The sequence below is a fragment of the Runella rosea genome, assembly GCF_003325355.1.
GTDB lineage: Bacteria > Bacteroidota > Bacteroidia > Cytophagales > Spirosomataceae > Runella > Runella rosea.
Genome location: NZ_CP030850.1, coordinates 5087189 through 5105417 on the forward strand (window position 1 = coordinate 5087189; position 18229 = coordinate 5105417).

15 protein-coding genes are annotated in these 18229 nt (G+C 44.2%); 10 read left to right on the forward strand and 5 right to left on the reverse strand.

Annotated features, from left to right (window positions below; all coding sequences use genetic code 11):
- Positions 1 to 80: 80 nt before the first annotated feature.
- Positions 81 to 1064, reverse strand: a complete 984-nt coding sequence (locus DR864_RS21085) for an acyl-ACP desaturase (RefSeq protein WP_205319150.1) — start codon at positions 1062 to 1064, stop codon at positions 81 to 83.
- A gap of 135 nt (positions 1065 to 1199) precedes the next feature.
- Between DR864_RS21085 and DR864_RS21090 the strand changes: the two genes are divergently transcribed.
- The 6 genes from DR864_RS21090 to DR864_RS21115 all read left to right on the forward strand — a co-directional run bounded on the left by DR864_RS21090 (position 1200) and on the right by DR864_RS21115 (position 7264).
- Positions 1200 to 1937 carry a lysophospholipid acyltransferase family protein gene (locus DR864_RS21090; RefSeq protein WP_114068831.1) on the forward strand — a complete coding sequence of 246 codons (738 nt, stop codon included), beginning with the start codon at positions 1200 to 1202 and terminating at the stop codon, positions 1935 to 1937.
- A 221-nt stretch (positions 1938 to 2158) separates the two neighbouring features.
- Complete coding sequence (locus DR864_RS21095) at positions 2159 to 2431, forward strand: hypothetical protein (protein ID WP_162794015.1); 273 nt, start codon at positions 2159 to 2161, stop codon at positions 2429 to 2431.
- A gap of 241 nt (positions 2432 to 2672) precedes the next feature.
- Positions 2673 to 4226, forward strand: coding sequence for a SulP family inorganic anion transporter (locus tag DR864_RS21100; RefSeq protein WP_114068833.1), 1554 nt, complete (start codon positions 2673 to 2675; stop codon positions 4224 to 4226).
- A gap of 77 nt (positions 4227 to 4303) precedes the next feature.
- A complete protein-coding gene (locus tag DR864_RS21105) occupies positions 4304 to 4987 on the forward strand; it encodes a carbonic anhydrase family protein (RefSeq protein ID WP_114068834.1) in 684 nt (227 codons plus the stop codon).
- Positions 4988 to 5046: 59 nt separating this feature from the next.
- A complete protein-coding gene (locus DR864_RS21110; protein WP_114068835.1) occupies positions 5047 to 6621 on the forward strand; it encodes a SulP family inorganic anion transporter in 1575 nt (524 codons plus the stop codon).
- Entirely contained in the window at positions 6587 to 7264 is a 678-nt protein-coding gene (locus DR864_RS21115) for a carbonic anhydrase (RefSeq protein ID WP_114068836.1), read from the forward strand. The genes DR864_RS21110 and DR864_RS21115 overlap by 35 nt, the downstream gene beginning before the upstream one ends.
- 29 nt (positions 7265 to 7293) lie before the next feature.
- On the opposite strand, the gene DR864_RS21120 is transcribed toward DR864_RS21115, so the two are convergent.
- A complete protein-coding gene (locus DR864_RS21120) occupies positions 7294 to 9564 on the reverse strand; it encodes a carbohydrate binding family 9 domain-containing protein (protein WP_114068837.1) in 2271 nt (756 codons plus the stop codon).
- Between the two features lie 187 nt (positions 9565 to 9751).
- Between DR864_RS21120 and DR864_RS21125 the strand changes: the two genes are divergently transcribed.
- The 3 genes from DR864_RS21125 (at position 9752) to DR864_RS21135 (ending at position 13780) form a co-directional block, all read left to right on the forward strand.
- Positions 9752 to 10975, forward strand: a complete 1224-nt coding sequence (locus DR864_RS21125; protein ID WP_114070397.1) for a peroxiredoxin family protein — start codon at positions 9752 to 9754, stop codon at positions 10973 to 10975.
- Between the two features lie 252 nt (positions 10976 to 11227).
- A complete protein-coding gene (locus tag DR864_RS21130) occupies positions 11228 to 13027 on the forward strand; it encodes a sensor histidine kinase (protein ID WP_162794017.1) in 1800 nt (599 codons plus the stop codon).
- Positions 13028 to 13030: 3 nt separating this feature from the next.
- Positions 13031 to 13780 carry a LytR/AlgR family response regulator transcription factor gene (locus DR864_RS21135; RefSeq protein WP_114068839.1) on the forward strand — a complete coding sequence of 250 codons (750 nt, stop codon included), beginning with the start codon at positions 13031 to 13033 and terminating at the stop codon, positions 13778 to 13780.
- A gap of 95 nt (positions 13781 to 13875) precedes the next feature.
- Here DR864_RS21135 and DR864_RS21140 read toward each other — a convergent pair whose 3' ends face one another.
- The gene (locus DR864_RS21140) at positions 13876 to 15309 is read right to left on the reverse strand and encodes a Gfo/Idh/MocA family protein (protein WP_114068840.1); all 1434 of its coding nucleotides are present in this window, start codon (positions 15307 to 15309) and stop codon (positions 13876 to 13878) included.
- Between the two features lie 151 nt (positions 15310 to 15460).
- Here DR864_RS21140 and rhaT point away from each other — a divergent pair, with 151 nt between their 5' ends.
- On the forward strand, positions 15461 to 16513 hold the full coding sequence (rhaT, locus tag DR864_RS21145) for an L-rhamnose/proton symporter RhaT (protein WP_114068841.1): 1053 nt from the start codon (positions 15461 to 15463) through the stop codon (positions 16511 to 16513).
- A 79-nt stretch (positions 16514 to 16592) separates the two neighbouring features.
- On the opposite strand, the gene DR864_RS21150 is transcribed toward rhaT, so the two are convergent.
- Together DR864_RS21150 and DR864_RS21155 are read right to left on the reverse strand one after the other, a co-directional pair.
- On the reverse strand, positions 16593 to 17219 hold the full coding sequence (locus DR864_RS21150) for an ABC transporter ATP-binding protein (protein WP_114068842.1): 627 nt from the start codon (positions 17217 to 17219) through the stop codon (positions 16593 to 16595).
- Positions 17220 to 17297: 78 nt separating this feature from the next.
- Entirely contained in the window at positions 17298 to 18227 is a 930-nt protein-coding gene (locus DR864_RS21155; protein WP_114068843.1) for a sugar phosphate isomerase/epimerase family protein, read from the reverse strand.
- Positions 18228 to 18229 lie beyond the last annotated feature (2 nt).

The window sequence follows — 18229 nt, forward strand, 5'->3', positions numbered from 1 at the left end:
AGCTAAGTTCAATTACCACTAAAAAAGCAGCGAAAATGTTCGCTGCTTTTTTAGTGGTAATTATGGAATAAATACTAGGTCTAATACGCTGATATCCAGCTAAAATTATAGTCCAGATTGGGTGCTTTGGTGCGTTCTGCTACGCGTTTTAGGCGAGTGGGTAGCGCCATCAAATAGTCGCGGGCTTTTTCACCAGCTTCGTTGAGACCGCTAACTTTGTCAATTTTCCATTCTTTGAGCAACGAGTCCATTATTTCGATGTAATCGTAGGTAGTGTAGACACCGATTCGTTGGGCTGCGTCGGAATAATGGCTGAATGTTTCGCCTATCTTGACGCCCGTTTCACGCAGGAAGTGCGCGGGCATGACGATTTTTTTGCGCATCATGTCCTCAAACGCCAGCATCATTTCGGAAGAATCAACCTCAAAAATCCGCTCCACAAACGCCTTGTAAGCCTTGGCGTGGCGCATTTCATCGGCGGCAATGACTCCGCACATTTTTGACAGCAACGTGTTTCCGTATTGTTTGGCCAAAGTAGCCGTGCGACGGTGTGAGATGTTGGTGGCTAACTCCTGAAAAGAAGTATATACAAAGTTGCGGTAGGGATCAGTGCCCGTTTCTATGTCAAATCCATCTGCAATCAAGTACTGGGTGGATACTTCCATGGCACGCATATTTACCCGTCCAGAGAGGTATAAATATTTGTTGAGCAAATCGCCGTGACGATTTTCTTCGGCGGTCCAAGCGCGTATCCATTTGGTCCAACCTTGTTGTGGGTCCTGCTGATTGACGCCTTCAACGGTCATCAGCCACGATTCATAGGTTGGAAGGGCCTCTTCGGTGATGGTATCACCGACCAATACCGCGATATAATCGTAGGGCAGTTCACGAGCTGCTTCCTGAAGAAGTTTTACGTCCGACAGAAAGTTTTCGTTGGCAGAATCCGGTAAAAAATCGGAGGGTTGCCAGAGGTCTTCTATGGGTTTCAGAAATTCATAAAAGACAGAATCAATCTTCTGCCCTATAAATTTCATTACCTCTATGCGGGTGGCGGGGAGTTGCATATTGTGTAAAACGTTTAACTTAACGATAACGAAATTGGGCCGAAGGTACGCATTATTTTAGGAAAACTGTTGCTGTGTGGTTTTAGGAATGTTTGATTAATTTTGCCCTTGGATAGATTTATTTCCCACAATTGCATGAAAAAAATACTAGATTACCTCCTCAGCAGTGTTTACATGATTTATTTTGGTTTGACACTGGTGGTATTTCACGTCATACAAGTCATTTGTTTTCATCTGTTTGGCCGCCGAACGCACCAAAAATCGGTACATTGGCTCAATGGATTTCTATTACATGGATTGTGGATACTTGGGACCCGCCTGCACCATGAGGCAAAAATAGAGTTACCCACTGACCGTCCCGTTATCTTTGTGGCGAATCACCAAAGCATGTTTGACATTGTGGGGATGATTTGGTACATGCGCAAAAACTACCCGATTTTTGTGTCAAAAATCGAATTGGCGAAAGGCATTCCCAGCATTTCTTATAACCTGCGGAAAAGCGGCGCGGCGCTCATTGACCGAAAAGACGGAAAGCAAGCCATCGTTGAAATAGCCCGTTTGGGTAAGTTGATTGAAGAAACGAAGTTTTCAGCGGCGATTTTTCCTGAAGGAACCCGTTCAAGGACGGGCGAACTCAAACAATTTGCCATAGGTGGTGTGGCCATACTTGTCAAAAAAGCCCCGCATGCGTTGGTGGTACCTGTGGCTATTAAAAATACGGGTAAATTGAACCCAAAAGGGATTTTTCCGCTTAACAGTTTAGAGCGCTTGTCGTGGACAAGCCTAACACCCATCGAACCGAAAGGGAAAAGTGCCGAAGAATTGGTGGAGTTGGCGAAGTTAGCCATTCAAAAAGAGCTAGAAACCGCTTAATAGTTGATTTAAATTTGCGTAAATAAGTGTAAATTTACCCAGTCCGCGTTTTTTATAAACGCGAAATAGGCAGGTTTATCCCTGAAATAATAGTTGGGAATTTAAAAATATAATTTCATTTTTGCATAGAATTACCGCCGTAATTGTATCTAATATAGAGCTGGTCAATGAATTACGCAAAAGTATTCTTGTTGATTCTTTTTAGTCTTCTCATAGGGCTGATGTCAGTCCTTAGGCCTGCTTTTAAGGATATTAAGAAACAAGCTGCGAATGAAAAAATGGCGGAATCTTCCTGCCCTGATTCTGAGACCAATTGCCCTTTTGACGAAGAAACTGGCGAGGAGGGCTCGGAAGGCTGGGATGAATTTGAATCTCTGTCTTATCCCGTTTTTAACGTTTCGACCCTCACAAAATCTCATCTTAATTTTACGTATCTAATGCCCGCTCCCGAGCATTTTACGTCAATTTGTATTCCTCCTCCCGAAGGCCGATAGTGCTTTTTTGCCTTTTATTCTCTCTTTTTGACCCATTCTGTCGCGTAGTTTCTTGGTTAACAAATTTGTTGTCCCATTTGACCCGGTTTGTCAATGGATTTTGTTTTTGTGTTGCCCGACGGACCTAAAAAAACACCTGCGCTGTGATGTGTTGTAGCAAATCGTTATCAGTCACGGCTATGAATCAACTTCTCAATCTAATAGAAATAATCTAAAAACAGATTCCACTTAATTTAATAAAATGAAGGACCTACTGAATGATTTAAAACAAGATTTACCCGCAGGATTAGTGGTGTTCTTAGTGGCTTTACCCCTTTGTTTAGGTATCGCTTTGGCGTCGGGGGCGCCTCTTTTTTCTGGAGTTATTGCAGGGATAGTTGGCGGGATTGTGGTCGCACTGGCGAGCGGTTCGCCCGTAAGCGTCAGTGGGCCTGCTGCTGGGCTCACCGTGATTGTGCTGAACTCCATCCAGCAATTAGGCTCGTATGAGTTGTTTCTGTTGGCGGTGGTAATGGCCGGTATAATGCAGGTTGTTTTAGGATACCTAAAAGCAGGAATCATCGGTCATTATTTTCCTTCGAGCGTCATCAAAGGTATGTTGGCGGCAATTGGGCTAATTCTGGTTTTCAAACAAATCCCTCATGCTTTGGGCTACGACAAAGACAGTGAAGGTGATTTTGTGTTTGTGCAGGTAGACGGAGAAAATACATTTTCTGAAATCCTGAATGCCCTCAATTTCCTTCAACCTGGCGCCATTATTATTGCTACCCTTTCGCTCCTTATTCTTATTGCTTGGGATAAGCCATTTTTTAAAAGATATACTTTCTTTAAGTTTGTTCCTGGCGCTTTGGTCGTTGTGGCCTTGGGGGTTGGGTTAAACGAGTTTTTTAAAGTCGCATTTCCCGTACTCGCTTTGGAAAACGATCACCTTGTTAAGCTTCCAGTGGCGCGTTCTGTCAATGAATTTATTGGTCAATTTACCCTTCCCGACTTTTCAGGGTTTAGCAATTACAACGTTTATATCATTGCGTTTACTATTGCCATTGTAGCAAGTTTGGAGTCGCTGCTGAGTGTGGAAGCCGCCGATAAACTTGACCCTTATAAGCGTAATACCCCTACCAACCGAGAATTAAAAGCCCAAGGATTGGGTAATATTATTTCAGGGTTGATTGGCGGACTTCCTCTGACGGCCGTTATTGTGCGCAGTTCAGCCAACATCAATTCGGGAGCTAAAACCAAAAAATCGGCCATCATTCATGGGTTGTTTTTATTAATCAGCGTGGTGGGTTTTGCTTCCTTATTAAACAAAATACCGTTGGCTTGTTTGGCCGCTGTTTTGTTGATGGTGGGGTACAAGCTGGCCAAATTATCCCTCTTTAAGTCGATGTATGCCTTGGGTTGGGAGCAATTTGTGCCTTTTGTGGTGACTATAGTTGCGATTTTGTTTTCCGACTTATTGAAAGGAATCGGCATCGGAATGGCGGTTTCGATCTTCTTTATTCTGCGAAATAATTACAAGAGGGCGTATTATTTCATGAAGGAAAAACGTAGTGAAGGCGAAACGATTACGATTCAGCTGGTAGAAGATGTGACGTTTATAAACAAAGGTGTAATTACGCTTACCTTAGATAAACTGCCTTTTAATTCGAACGTCATCATTGATGGGAGCAAATCCCACAACATTGATTTAGATGTCCTTGAAATCATCCATAATTTTAGAGAGACCGCCGTTTTGAGGGGAATCAAACTGGAGTTGAAGGGAATTCCTGCATTTAAGGGGGTGGCAGGACATTAAACCAAATCTGCAAAATTGCCTTACTACTGATTTAAAATTAATCCTGTGGACATGGAGCCACAAAAAAAACTTAAAAAATGAAAGCACATTCAAAAGAAACACAATCCAATCTAACGCCAAGGAAGGCGTTACAAATTTTAAAGGAAGGTAATGAGAGATTTATTCACAATTTAAAAGTTCAACGAGATTTATTAGAACAAGTAAATGATACTCGTGAAGGTCAATGGCCATTTGCTATTGTACTAAGCTGTATTGATAGCCGAACATCAGCTGAGCTTATTTTTGACCAAGGATTAGGGGATATTTTTTCGGTAAGAATTGCGGGCAACATTGTAAATACCGATATTTTAGGTAGTATGGAATTTGCGTGTAAATTGGCAGGGTCAAAATTGATTGTTGTCTTAGGTCATACTAAATGCGGAGCCGTAAAAGGTGCTTGCGACCATGTAGAAATGGGGAATTTAACGGAACTTTTGGCTAAACTTCAGCCAGCTGTTTATCAGGAAAATGAAACCAAAGAAAATCGTAATTCTAACAATAAAACATTTGTTGAGAATGTCGCTACAATAAACGTCAAGCGTAATGTAAGAAACATTATTGAACGTAGTTTTATTTTGGAACAATTGGTCGAAAATGGCGAAATTGGGGTTGTAGGTGCAATGTATAACGTTGAGACGGGTGAAGTGGAGTTTTATGACGATGTCATGTTTATTCGTGATCAGGAAAATACTGAATTTAGTGTAGAAAGCTTACGCCATTAATTTGGCGAAACTTGCCCCCGAATTAACTATGAATAGCAGGCCAATAAACCCCAACTCGAATGACGTTAAAATATCTGAATAAAGATTTTTCAGCGGGGGTAGCGGTGTTTTTAGTAACGCTGCCGTTGTGCCTCGGTATCGCACTAGCTTCGGGGGCACCCCTTTTCTCTGGATTACTGGCGGGCATTGTGGGGGGCATTGTCGTTACCTTATTTTCGGGGTCGGAAGTCAGTGTCAGTGGGCCTGCTGCGGGGCTTACTGTCATTGTTTTTGACAGTATTCAACGACTGGGCAGTTATCCAAATTTTCTGATGGCTGTGGTGCTGGCTGGCGTAATTCAATTTTTGTTGGGATGGCTAAAAGCAGGAAGATTAAGCAGTTTTGTGCCCTCTAGCGTTATTAGAGGCATGTTGGTGGCTATTGGAATTGTGATTATTCTGAAACAAATTCCTCATGCCTTAGGATGGGATGCCGATTACGAAGGCGAATTTGAATTTGCGCAAGCCGACCAGCGCAACACATTCACAGAAATTATAGAAGCCTTGAGTCATCCCAATGCGGGAGCTATTTTGATAAGCGTGCTCTGTTTAGGGCTGATTGCGTGGTGGGATTATTCGGCAAAAAAGGGTATAAAATTCTTCAAGACAATCCCTGGGGGGCTGGTGGTGGTTTTAGTGGGGGTTATCATCAATCAGTTGCTGGTGTTATGGTTCCCAGCTATGAGTTTGAAGGAGGCAAGCCACTTGGTGCGCGTTCCGCTCATTCGGGATTGGGCCGATGCCAGAGCCGCGTTCAATTTTCCTGCGTTCGAAATCTTAGCCAATCCACAGGTGTACATTTCGGCCCTTACTTTGGCGATTGTGGGTAGTATTGAATCGCTTTTCAGCTTGGAAGCCGCCGATAAGCTGGACACAAGACGCCGTATATCCTCCCCAAATCAGGAATTGAAGGCGCAGGGAATCGGGAATGTGGTTTCGGGCCTGATTGGAGGATTGCCGCTCACGTTGGTAGCGATTCGTACTTCGGTCAATGTGTACAGTGGCGCGCAAACGCGCCTTTCGTCTTTCATTCACGGGCTTTTGATGCTGTTAGCGGTATTTTCCATTCCGCAATTACTCAATTATATCCCATTGGCTTGTTTAGCGGCATTGCTTATATCGGTTGGGTATAAACTGGCGAAAATCGAAATCTTTAAAAAAATGTACCGTGAAGGCTCCGACCAATTTATTCCCTTCATCATTACGGTGCTTGCCATTGTGTTTACTGATTTATTGATTGGGTTGGCTATTGGGCTGATTGTGGGCATGATATACATTGTGTATACCAATAATCTGTCGGCAATAAGTGTAGGAAGAGACAAAGAAACGGTATTGATTTGGTTTAAAAAGGACGTGTCATTTTTAAATAAGGCCCATTTGAAAGAAGTATTAGCGGCCTTAAAACCAGGAGACTATGTGTTTGTGGACGGCCTGAGGGCGCAATTTATCGACCACGATATTTTTACAACCCTAGAAGAATTTGAGGCTGATGCCCCGTTAAGAGGAATTCAAGTAGAGTTTAAAGGGATTACCAGACGTAAAATCGCAAAACAAAAATCCAATGCAATCATACAAAAAACTATTACTGGCGAATAAATCATGGGCTGCTGAAAAGCTTATGCTCGACGAAAGTTATTTCGACGAATTGGCGGCCGACCAAAAGCCTGAGTTCTTGTGGATTGGATGCGCCGATAGCCGAGTGCCCGCCAATGAGGTAACGGGTACGGCACCTGGAGAAATTTTTGTTCACCGCAATGTGGCCAACTTGGTCATTCATACCGATATTAATATGCTCAGTGTATTGCAGTACGCGGTAGAGGTGTTGGAAGTAAAGCATATTTTGGTGGTGGGGCACTATGGCTGTGGGGGGGTAAAAGCCGCCATGACCAACAAGGATTTTGGTCTAATCAATAAGTGGTTGCGGAATATCAAAGATGTCTATTCAAAGCATTATGACGAGCTTGAGGCGACCCCCGAGGGGCAAGAGCGATTTGACCGTTTAGTCGAATTTAACGTCATTGAGCAGACCAAAAATCTCGCTAAAACCACGATAGTGCAAAAAGCATGGAAAAAGCGAAATTATCCACATCTGCATGGTTGGGTGTTTGATTTACATACGGGTTTGATTAATTCAATCACAGAAATCCCCCCTGGCTCGCCCGTTGAGTCTATTTATCGTTATGACTTTGAAGATGAACCCAAAAAAGAGGAAGATTTATCGCATAATTATAAGCATTGATAGTACGCAGTGCCAGACTCTTTCCAAGTCTAAACCGTCAGCCAAAAGTTTAACTTGAATACAATGGCTCGGTTTTTATTTCTGAACAACGGATCAGTGTAATAATTGTCTGTATAGACTAAAAAGAAGTCTGACATGGGCTTGTAGCGCCATTGTAGACGGCTGTTGACGTTAAAATTGTTACGTTGGGTGTTAAATTGTAAAAAAGTAGTCCAAAACAATTGGGTCGAAAAATTGACCTCTACTCTCGGACTTATCAGCAACAATCGGTCAGTTCCGTAGGGGTAGGGAAGGTTAATATCGTTTTGTTCAAAAGCCATCGAAAAATTCCCCCACGGCTGCGCCCGATAATTCATTTCTACGCTGTATTGTTGAAGTATACCGTTATAAAATCCACCCGCACGGAAGCTTGCCGTGTAATAAAATTTCTTCCGATAATCAGAACTGTAGGTCAGACTGTATTGTCCGTACTGATAATGATTGGCAGGTAAGGCATACTCACTGTCGGTGAACGTGAACGGGAACAGGGCATTGACAAAATTGTAATCATACCGCACCTGAAAATTGCTTGTGTTTTGAAACTGTATCGAATACTGAAGGCCCGTTGAATGCTCTCCTAAGGCTCCGTTGGGATTCCACAATAAAAAAGTTTCGGCGCCCAAGGTGTGCATATTGACTTTGCCTTTTTTGGGTCGAATAGTATACTCAGTTTCGCTGTATATCTGTTGGTAGCCGAGCCGAATGGTCGTGTCTGATTGAATTTTGCCAAATTTATCCAACCGAAACGTAGCATTTTCGATGCGGTTCAGAAAGCCCATATCGGCGTAATAATCAGTCCCTATTCCGAAATAATCAGCAAAAAAACTAAAGTTACGTCCAAAATACCCAAAGCCCAACTGCTTGACGTCGTTGTTTTTGGATATGCCCGGTTTTTGGGAAAGGTGATACCCTGCCCACGCCGATAGATCGCCCTTAACGTTGGAATAGGTGAACTCTAACCCCTGATTGCGCCCGTATTCATTGCTTGGATTGGCTTTTCGCTCCGATTCGGTCATAAACCCCTGCCGATTGAGTGCGTAGCCTTTGATGAGAGAACGCTTAAATATTTTTCGGTTAAATGAAAAAGCGGTAAAATTTTGCGCTGGCGTCAGACTGTCTTTGGCGGCGGTTTGCATGGTCATCAATCCTACGCGCCAATGCTTATTCAAATTCCCGCTCAGTCGCAGGCCTCCCAAAATTCGGATTGGCTGCGCATTGCGGTCCAGCCCTACCGACCGCGAGAAAAACGGTCGAAACGGCGGTGAGCCGTAGCCACTGAACAAGTCGTCGTTTTCCAGGAAAAAGGTACGTCGTTCGGGAAAAAAAATGCTGAATCGGGTCAGATTGGTCACTTGCCTGTCTACTTCGATCTGAGAGAAATCAGGATTGACAGTCACATCAAGGTTGAGCGACGGCGTCACGGCTATTTTGGCGTCCAGGCCCCCGTTGAGCGTGCCTTGGGTCGGTTTGTCGGCCAGGTGATCGTGCGAGGAGCCGCCTGTAATATAAGGGATCAACGATACATTTCCTTTGACCGCCGGCGGTGCTTCTTCCCATATCAACGAACCGGTATAGCCTAAATCGTAGCCATTGAAATTGACAGGAATAAACGTCCAAGTCGAATATTGGTTGTTTTTCAGGTCATTACGCTCGAAATTAATTCCCCATTTGGTTTTGGAAGGGTCGTAGCGTAGGGTTTTGAAAGGAATGGCGATCTCGACGGTCCAGTACGTATCGTAAAGCTTTGTCTGCGAATACCATTTATTATCCCAACTGCCGTTGAGGTCATCAGAAACAAAGGTAAGCAGCCCGTCCCATTGCGCATTGGCAACATTGACGCCAAAGAAAAAGCCGTTGGTACGCTCATTGATGGGGTCAAGAACAAGCCCAAAGGCATCAGAATCCCAAAAAGAAGCATCGCGTTTGAGGGTTTGAATGACGTATGTATTGGTGTCGCGACAGACCACACCCACGTACAAAAAGCGGTCGTCGAAGGTCATGCGTACTTCGGTGTCCCGTTTGAGCGGTACATTATCCTGCGGCCAATGCGGCGCAAAATTTTTGGAAACGCTCGCTTCCTGCCAGGGGGCATCTGATAGGTCACCGTCAATTACGATGGGTTTGCTGGTTTTTCGGATGTTGTGTTGGTACTTTTCCTGATAGGCGGCACCACCAATTTGTTCGGTTTTTTCTTGAGCAAGTGTATTGATAGCAATGGTAAACGTACTTAATAACGTGTAAATATAAATTCTGAAACACATAACAAATGATGGACTGTATGAGATAATGTCCGTAAAATTAGAAAATGATAGCGCTCCGAGGCGTCTCGAAATGTTAAATGGTTCTAAAATCAGGATGAACAGTAATGAAAATGGAATAAAACGCAAATGCGCCAACTTTTCTAAAAAAAAGGTTGTTCAATACAAATTACCCATCCTAACAAACTATATGAAAAAAGCAGTTGCTACTTTGCTCGCATTGAGCAGTTTTTTTGTTGGATTCAGTCAAACCAACATTCCAAAGAGTACCTGGCGCGCCGCGCTACAGCGTGGAGTGTATGATTTGCCCTTCGGGCTGGAAATCAATCCGAAAGCCAATGGAAAATATGAGGTTTTTGTACTAAATGGCTCGGAGCGCTTGGCCATGGATGAAGCCTATATGGTAGGCGATTCGCTTCATATTCCGATGCTGATTTTTGATTCTGATTTGGTTGCCAAAGTATCTGGCAATACACTGACGGGGTCTTGGAAGAAAAACAGAAATGGCGTTTGGATATCGGTGCTTCCTTTCAAAGCCCAAAAAGGAGAGGTGCATCTTTTTGCTAAAACCCCCGCCAAAACAACAAAAAACGTAACAGGTAAATACGCCACTTATTTCTACCGTGCCGAGCGCAAAGATTCATCGTTTGCCGTTGGGATTTTAGACCAAAAAGGAACCAAGCTCTCTGGAACATTCTTAACCCCCACGGGTGACTATCGCTATTTGGCGGGGGATGTGGTCGGAGATAGCCTTTTTATGTCTTGCTACGATGGTTCACACGCGTTTTTGTTTCGGGCGGCTATCCTGCCTAGCGGAAAAATTCAGGGTGGATTATGGTCAGGCATTTCTGGCTATCAGCCTTTTATCGCAACCTTAGACGAAAAAGCAGAATTGCCTCCACCCACAGCTTTGACTTATCTAAAACCAGGTTATGAATCATTGGACTTTTCGTTTCCTGACACCAAAGGCAAACTTGTTTCGTTGAAAGATGAACGCTACAAAGGCAAAGTTGTGGTTTTGCAGCTGTCGGGGACGTGGTGCCCTAACTGCATGGATGAAACCCGTTTTATGGTGCCTTGGTACGAAAAAAATGCCAAACGCGGGGTAGAAATCGTTGGTTTGATGTTTGAACGTTCGCCCGAAATAAAAATATCAGGGCCGAAAATTGATTTTATGGGCAAGCGTTTCGGCGTGCCCTATCCGCTGCTTTTGGCGGGCACCAACGATGCTGATGCGGGAAAATCGCTCCCTGCGCTCAACAAAGTTGCGGGGTATCCAACCACCATTTTTATTGACAAAAAAGGACGAGTTCGCGAAATTCACACGGGCTTCTCTGGCCCAGGCACTGGCAAATACTACGATCAGTTTATTGAAGATTTCAACGCACTTATTACAAAATTACTGAGTGAGTAAATGATTTTTTGAGGAACCATTCAGGGTATTTAAGTTCATAAAATAAAAACTTAAATACCCTGAATGGTTTAATTTTTTAGTAGGTTCTGCGGGTATCGTGCTTATCTTTCTGAGTATCTGGTCGTGTTAAAATAATGACTCTACGCAGAAACAACTGGTTAGAACTCGCACTTACAAATGGGCAATTCGTTGAAATTAAGCGTTAGAAGACTATATTTGCTATGTTGCCTTTCTGGCAGCGCTCATGCTGCGATGAAAAACTTTTTCATTCTATACCTTATTGTTTTTACTGGTTTTGCCCAAAAACCATCTCAAATAGATTCCCTGAAAAAGATTTTAGCAATAACGTCGGACATTCAAAGAAAGACTAAAATCGTTCAGGATATTTGCGAAGCTTACAGTAGGAATCAACCAGATTCGGCCAAAAAATACCTTGAAATAGCGCAGGATTTTTCCCGAAAATCAATGGACAAAAAACTGGAAGGCCGTTCGTATCATTTGGCAGCTAACTTTTTTCGTGCTCAAAATGAATTCGAAAAGAGCCTTCAGGCAAGTCAAAAAACCATTGATTTGTACGAAGCAATTGACTACAAAAGGGGGCTTGGAAGGGTTTATAATAGCATCGGTCTGACGTATAAAAAAATGGGCGACTCTCAAAAAGTAGCCGCTTTTACGCGAAAAGCACTCATGTTTTCTTTGAAAGCAATAGAGATGGCCAAGGTGGTTCAGGATACGAATGGCTTAATTTCTGGCTACAATAATGCAGGGATTGCTTACCGGGATTTGAAGGAGTTTCGCAAGGCGGAAGATGCCTATAAGACGGGGTTAATGAATGCCGAAAAGTATAAAATTGACCGAGATGCTGGCGTTTTGCACGCCAATTTGGGGCAGATTTACATTGATTTCGAAAAAGAGTACGATAAGGCAATTATTGAATTGGAGAAATCACTGGTGATTCACGCAAATCACAACGACCAACAGGGAATTGAACATGCCTACCGGAGCTTGGGGAAGGCGTATCAGATGAAAAAAGAATATAAAAAAGCCATTGATTACGCACAAAAATCGGTGGCTATTGCGCACTCGCTCAAAGACATTCATCGGATGTTTAATGCATACGGAATACTGTATGGGATTCAAGAAGATGCGGGTTTGTACAAAGAGGCATTGGCAAGCCTGAAAATAGCTAAGCAGTTGGAAGATTCTACCTTGCGCGTCGATAAAACCAAGAACATTGCCGAGATTGAAAGCAAATATCAAACCGAGAAAAAGGAGATTGAAATAAAAAACCTGAATGAAAAAAACGCGCTGCAACGAAATCAACTGGCGTTTGCGGGCTTGGGATTGTTGGTTTTAATGGGCTTGTTGGGGACGTTGTATTGGCAATACAAAAAGATAAATGAAAATCGGTCGCAGATTCAAAAGCAATCCGATGATTTGAAACTGATGATGAAAGAACTTCACCATCGCGTAAAAAATAATCTGGCGATTGTAAGCAGTCTGTTGAAAATACAATCGAGCAAAATGGAGGATGAAAAGGCCGTGTTGGCCGTTCGGCAAGGGCAACAACGCGTAGAAGCCATGTCCTTGATTCATCAGCGGTTGTACCAGAATGACAAAGTCTCAACCATCAATATTAAAGAATATATCAGCGATTTGGTTGATAGCCTGATGAGTGCGTATGGGCACGAAGTAGATAATTTTGATGTCCAGCTAAGTGTTGAGCAAGAAGAAATGGACGTAGATTTAGCTATTTCTTTGGGTTTGATAATCAATGAGTTATTGACCAATTCTTTTAAGTATGCTTACGCAGAAGCCACCCATCCAGCATTGAAAATTACGTTGAAAAATAAAGTGGGGCTGTCGTTGGAAATACACGATAATGGGCCCGGATTAGACATGGAGCGCTGGAATCGGGCCAAGGACTCTTTTGGTAAAAAACTAATTGCAGGGCTTTCAAAACAGATTGGGGGTACCTTCACGATTGAAAACCAAAACGGGACTTATTGCCGATTGTATATTTCTCCCGAAAAAATGAAATTGGTGGCATAACAAATGAAGATACTAATCATTGAAGATGAATTTATTCTAGCCACTGATTTGAGTGATACCCTCGAAGCGGAAGGCTACGAGGTGGTATTTGTGGCCGACAATGGTCCCGAAGCACTTGAATTTTATCAAAAAAATGAAGTGGATTTGGTGCTGTGCGACATTCACATCAATGGTGATTGGGATGGGATAGAAACCGTGAAACGGCTCATTGATGTTCGGCAATCCCCGATTATTTATTTAACCGCTTTTACCGACGCCGAAACCCTCGAACGTGCCAAAGAGACCTACCCAGCAGCGTATATTCCTAAACCGTATCACATCGTTAACCTCAGGATGGCCATCGAAATGGCGATTAATAATTTTGCTATGCGGGTTCATCCGATGAAAATTTTGAAAGATACTAAAACGGATGTAGCCCGAAAAGAAGCCATTTTGCAGGTAAATGAATGTATTTTTATCAAGCAAAACTACCAATTTGTCAAATTTAGATTAGACGATATTCTCTACCTTGAAGCCGAGAGCATGTACACTAATATCGTCACTTCTCAGAAAAAATACGTCATCCGTCAAACCGTCGGCGGAGTATTGGAGCGGCTGCCAATCAAGCACTTGGTTCGCATTCATCGTTCGTACGCGGTCAATATCCATCGAATTGAATCTTTCAACGAGCACGAAGTAATCATCAATGGCCAAGCTTTTCCGTTGGGACGTTCTTTTAAGGACGAGTTTATGCGGCAGTTTATGTTTCGCTAAATTTTGACCGTTATTTTTATCAAAAAAGCCAAGACTGATGAATCAGTCTTGGCTTTTTTGATGGAGAACAAGTAGATACTTTCGGTGCTAACAGTCTATGTCCATCCTTCCCGATACTGCCGTTTTACAAATGCGTTAGCTTCATCAAAATTGGTGATTTTCATGTTGGCACCATCCCAAAGAAGCTTTTTGCGACCCGTGAATTTGCCGTTTTCGCGGTGGAGGTAGCTACGAACGGCCAAGTTGCCCATCAGTACGATTTCGGCCAGTGGGCCAGCTTCATCGAAGGAAGAACTGGTGTAGGTGCCGAAACCTGCTTTGCAGGCTTTTACCCATTGCTGTTGGTGGCCAGTGGTGTCTCCTTCTACCAATGCGCGGGTGGGAGCGGGGAATTTTACGTTCTGTAATTGTCCTTTGACAAATAACTTAGGATTGTTGCCAAACAGCTCACAAGCGAGTACCCCTTTGGTTCCGATAAACATAACGCCACCGTCAACACTGGCAAATATTTTTTCGTAATCGCAACCTTCGGGAATTTTGGGTCGGATGCCGCCGTCGTACCACGAAAGACTTAATTCAGGGTATTTCTTAGAACTTGGTTTGGGAAACTTAAAGTGGATTGACGTGGCTTGTGGGCCAATATCACCAAAGAAAGCCTCTTTGAAAAAGTCGGCATATACCGAACTTGCCGAACACTCAACGGAGGTAGGATACCCCAATTTGAGGGTACGAAACGGTACATCCATGAAGTGGCAACCCATGTCGCCAAGTGCGCCCGTACCAAAGTCCCAATAACCGCGCCAACGCGTGGGCATGTAGGCTTCGTGGTACTCACGGTAAGGGGCAGTACCGAGCCACAAATCCCAGTCTACTTCGGCTGGAATGGGCATGGTTTCTTTTTTATCTCTGGGCGATTTTACCCCCTGCGGCCACACGGGGCGGTCGGTCCAAACCTCCACCGTATGTACTTCTCCAATCATGCCCGACTGGACAATGGCTTCGGTTTGGCGGGTACCTTTGCCGCTGGAGCCTTGGTTGCCCATTTGGGTCACAAGTTTCTTTTCTTTGGCGAGTTGGGTCAGCATTCGGGCTTCCCAAATATCGTGCGTGAGGGGTTTTTCGAGGTAAATATGTTTGCCCAATTGCATAGCGGCACTACCAATGACGTAATGCATGTGGTCGGGGGTAGTGACAATGACCGCGTCGATGTTTTTGGCTTCTTTTTCCAACATCTTGCGGTAATCTCTATAATAGGGTGCGTTGGGAAACTGCTTACGAAACTTCACGGCTTGGCGGTCGTCCACGTCGCAAAGTGCCACAATGTTGTCTGAGCCATTGTTGTACGCTAGCGGAATATTGACCCCCGCTTTGCCGCCGCAACCCACGGCAGCCATGTTTAGCTTGTCGCTGGGAGCTACAAAGCCCTTGCCGAGCACATGACGAGGTACAATCATAAACCCTGCGGCGGCTGTGGCGCTTCCTTTCAGAAAGCCGCGACGGTTAACCATTTTTTTGTTTTTGGAATTCATAGGTTTGTGAAGAAAGAATTTGTTAGAAAAAAGCAGCCTGTAAGCGGTTTTTACTCGCAACTGGTTTGCAAACAGGAGAGTACAGGGTGAAGGTAGAAAAACGCTTGCTGTATCTTTCGACAAAAAAGACGTAGTACTAAACCCTTTCATCATGCAGGTATTATTTGGTGTTATTTATCACTTCATCGGCGGTTTTGCTTCCGGTAGTTTTTATATTCCTTACAAAAAAGTACGTGATTGGTCGTGGGAGAGTTATTGGATTGTGGGTGGGCTGTTTTCGTGGCTATTGGCACCGTTTATTGCCGCGTATCTGACAGTGCCCAACTTCATGGACATTATTCGTAATACCGACAGCACTACGCTGTTTTGGACGTACGTGTTGGGAGTGCTTTGGGGCATCGGCGGTTTGACCTTTGGCTTGACCATGCGTTACCTGGGTATGTCGCTTGGCATGGCCATTGTATTGGGTTTTTGTTCGGCCTTTGGAGCGTTGATTCCGCCCATTTACCGAGATTTGTTTACAGATTCTACTACGGGCACGTTTTCGAGTATGCTGGCAAGTACGGGCGGACAAATCGTTTTGTTGGGGGTAGCGGTTTGTTTGGCAGGGATTTATATCTGCGGAAAAGCGGGTGTAATGAAAGAAAACGAACTTTCGGATGCGCAAAAGAAAGAAAGCGTAAAAGAATTTGATTTTTGGAAAGGCCTCATCGTGGCGACCATTTCGGGCGTTTTGAGTGCTTGTTTTAACTTTGGCATCGAAGCGGGTAAAGTGATGGCCGAGGCCGCGCTGGTAAATGGTAGCAATCCTTTGTTTCAGAACAACGTCATTTTTGTGCCGCTGCTGTGGGGTGGGCTTACTACTAATTTTATTTGGTGTATGATTCTGAATACCCGTAATCGCACTTTCGGCGATTATACCAACGCCAAAGCTCCGCTCAAAACCAACTATATGTTCTCGGCCATCGCGGGGACAACGTGGTTTTTGCAGTTCTTTTTCTACGGAATGGGTGAAAGCAAACTCGGCAACGGAGCCAGTTCGTGGATTCTGCACATGGCGTGCATCATCATTGTTTCCAACGTGTGGGGAATCTATTTCAAGGAATGGAAAGGCGTAAATGCCAAGACCTACCGCACCATTATTTTGGGCATCGCCACCGTTATTTTATCGGTTTTCATTGTTGGAATCGGAAATTATTGGTAGTAGAGGTATTAGAAAAGTAATATTAGACATTGGCCGATAAATGCTGGATTTGACAGCTTCTATCGGCCAATGTCTGCGTTTATTGGGCAGGCTTATAATCGCCAACGTTGATAACTTTGTCACAAAAATCGTATTCTGCAGGAACGTTGGAGCAGAGTAACAACAGTTGGCTGGGGGCTAAACGCTGTACTTCTTCGCGGTACCACGCCGACCATTTGGCGTCAAGGTTGGAGGTGGGTTCATCCAGCATCACTACGGGTACATCGGAATAAAAGGCCAATGCCAATTTGAGGCGTTGCTTCATTCCCGAAGAAAAATACTTGATAGCTTTGGATTTTGAGGCGTCCAATTCAAGACGTTGGAGGATTTCTTGGTTGGCAATTCCCGCTTTGAATGGCTTAAAGCCCGCATGGAAGTTGAGTAGTTCGACTAGACTGAATTCTTCAATTAGTTCGAGATAAGGAGCCGCGAGTACGATTTGGCGGTACCAATCGTCTTCGTCGATGATTTTATTTGATAATTGGTACGTTATTTTTCCTTCAGTAAGGGGCATTACGCCCGAAATGACTTGGAGTAGGGTAGATTTTCCGCTACCGTTGGGGCCCACAAACGTATAGCTATTTCCAGCTTTGAGTTCAAGTGTGAGATTTCTGAAAATCCATTCGCGGTTAAAACGCTTCCCCAGTCCATCAATGATAACTTGCATACTTTACCTTGTCAAAGGCGATGAGTCTAACACGAAAGTATTCAAACTCATCGCTAAAAATTTCGACAAAGTTATCAACTAAAGTTTTGCTTCCGCCCACCATTGCTTAAATAACACTAAATCTTTTTTCATCGCCGTCAGCAACTCCTGAGAGCTGATGCTGAGTTTTTTAGCCCCGTTTTCGGCCCCGCCCAACGGATATTCGTAGTGCATCGTGATGGGCAACTGAATATTATATTGTTTCAGCAACTCCATGTATTTGGGCCAATTGACCACACCTTCACCCAGCGGGCAGCCTTGTTTTCCCCATTTATCGTTTTTTTTGGTCCAGAAAAAATCCTTGATGGCAATGGATTTGACGTGCGGCGCAATGAGACGAAAGCCCGTTTCCCAGGAGCCGCCTGCCTCGGCGGTGGCATGGTTGATGTCGTATTGGCACCCTATGGCATTGGATTTGATGGTTTTTAATTGTTCGTATACGTCCCAGATGGGTGCGCCGTGGTAGTTGCCTGAGTGGTTTTGGTAATGCCCAACCATGCCGTATTTTTCATTGAGTGCCGCCACGGCCTTCATTCGTTGCCCAAAGGCGGCGCTCTGGGCCGCAATATCCTGCTTCATATTGTAGGGATACCAGCCCATGCGGTAATGTTTGATGCCGAGCGATTGCGCCGTTTTTAAGATTCGCTCGCTTTGAGCATCGGCGTCCAAAATCGTTGTCACCATCAAAGGAGCTACAAGGTTATGTTTTTTGAAAGCCGCAACGGCCTTGGGTAAATCTTCTTCTACGCGCTCAGGCAATACGTGTCCTCCCGGGCGAACCGTCAAATCAATGCCGTTGAAGCCCAAACCCGCGATGGTTTCAGCGAGCTGGTCGTATCCCTCAATCCATTGAAACATTTTGGAAAAAACATAAATTTGGGGCGCTCCTGCGGCTACGGGCGGTTTGGCTTGCAGGGTAAACGCCGCGCTGCCCGCGAGGGTTGTTCCGATAAATTCACGACGGTTCATAA

What these genes read in the sequence shown, in the direction of transcription:
- DR864_RS21085 (WP_205319150.1), bottom strand. Translation starts at nt 1,064, where the DNA reads ATGCAACTCCCCGCCACCCGCATAGAGGTAATGAAATTTATAGGGCAG.
- DR864_RS21090 (WP_114068831.1), top strand. Translation starts at nt 1,200, where the DNA reads ATGAAAAAAATACTAGATTACCTCCTCAGCAGTGTTTACATGATTTAT.
- DR864_RS21095 (WP_162794015.1), top strand. Translation starts at nt 2,159, where the DNA reads ATGTCAGTCCTTAGGCCTGCTTTTAAGGATATTAAGAAACAAGCTGCG.
- DR864_RS21100 (WP_114068833.1), top strand. Translation starts at nt 2,673, where the DNA reads ATGAAGGACCTACTGAATGATTTAAAACAAGATTTACCCGCAGGATTA.
- DR864_RS21105 (WP_114068834.1), top strand. Translation starts at nt 4,304, where the DNA reads ATGAAAGCACATTCAAAAGAAACACAATCCAATCTAACGCCAAGGAAG.
- DR864_RS21110 (WP_114068835.1), top strand. Translation starts at nt 5,047, where the DNA reads ATGACGTTAAAATATCTGAATAAAGATTTTTCAGCGGGGGTAGCGGTG.
- DR864_RS21115 (WP_114068836.1), top strand. Translation starts at nt 6,587, where the DNA reads ATGCAATCATACAAAAAACTATTACTGGCGAATAAATCATGGGCTGCT.
- DR864_RS21120 (WP_114068837.1), bottom strand. Translation starts at nt 9,564, where the DNA reads ATGTGTTTCAGAATTTATATTTACACGTTATTAAGTACGTTTACCATT.
- DR864_RS21125 (WP_114070397.1), top strand. Translation starts at nt 9,752, where the DNA reads ATGAAAAAAGCAGTTGCTACTTTGCTCGCATTGAGCAGTTTTTTTGTT.
- DR864_RS21130 (WP_162794017.1), top strand. Translation starts at nt 11,228, where the DNA reads ATGAAAAACTTTTTCATTCTATACCTTATTGTTTTTACTGGTTTTGCC.
- DR864_RS21135 (WP_114068839.1), top strand. Translation starts at nt 13,031, where the DNA reads ATGAAGATACTAATCATTGAAGATGAATTTATTCTAGCCACTGATTTG.
- DR864_RS21140 (WP_114068840.1), bottom strand. Translation starts at nt 15,309, where the DNA reads ATGAATTCCAAAAACAAAAAAATGGTTAACCGTCGCGGCTTTCTGAAA.
- rhaT (WP_114068841.1), top strand. Translation starts at nt 15,461, where the DNA reads ATGCAGGTATTATTTGGTGTTATTTATCACTTCATCGGCGGTTTTGCT.
- DR864_RS21150 (WP_114068842.1), bottom strand. Translation starts at nt 17,219, where the DNA reads ATGCAAGTTATCATTGATGGACTGGGGAAGCGTTTTAACCGCGAATGG.
- DR864_RS21155 (WP_114068843.1), bottom strand. Translation starts at nt 18,227, where the DNA reads ATGAACCGTCGTGAATTTATCGGAACAACCCTCGCGGGCAGCGCGGCG.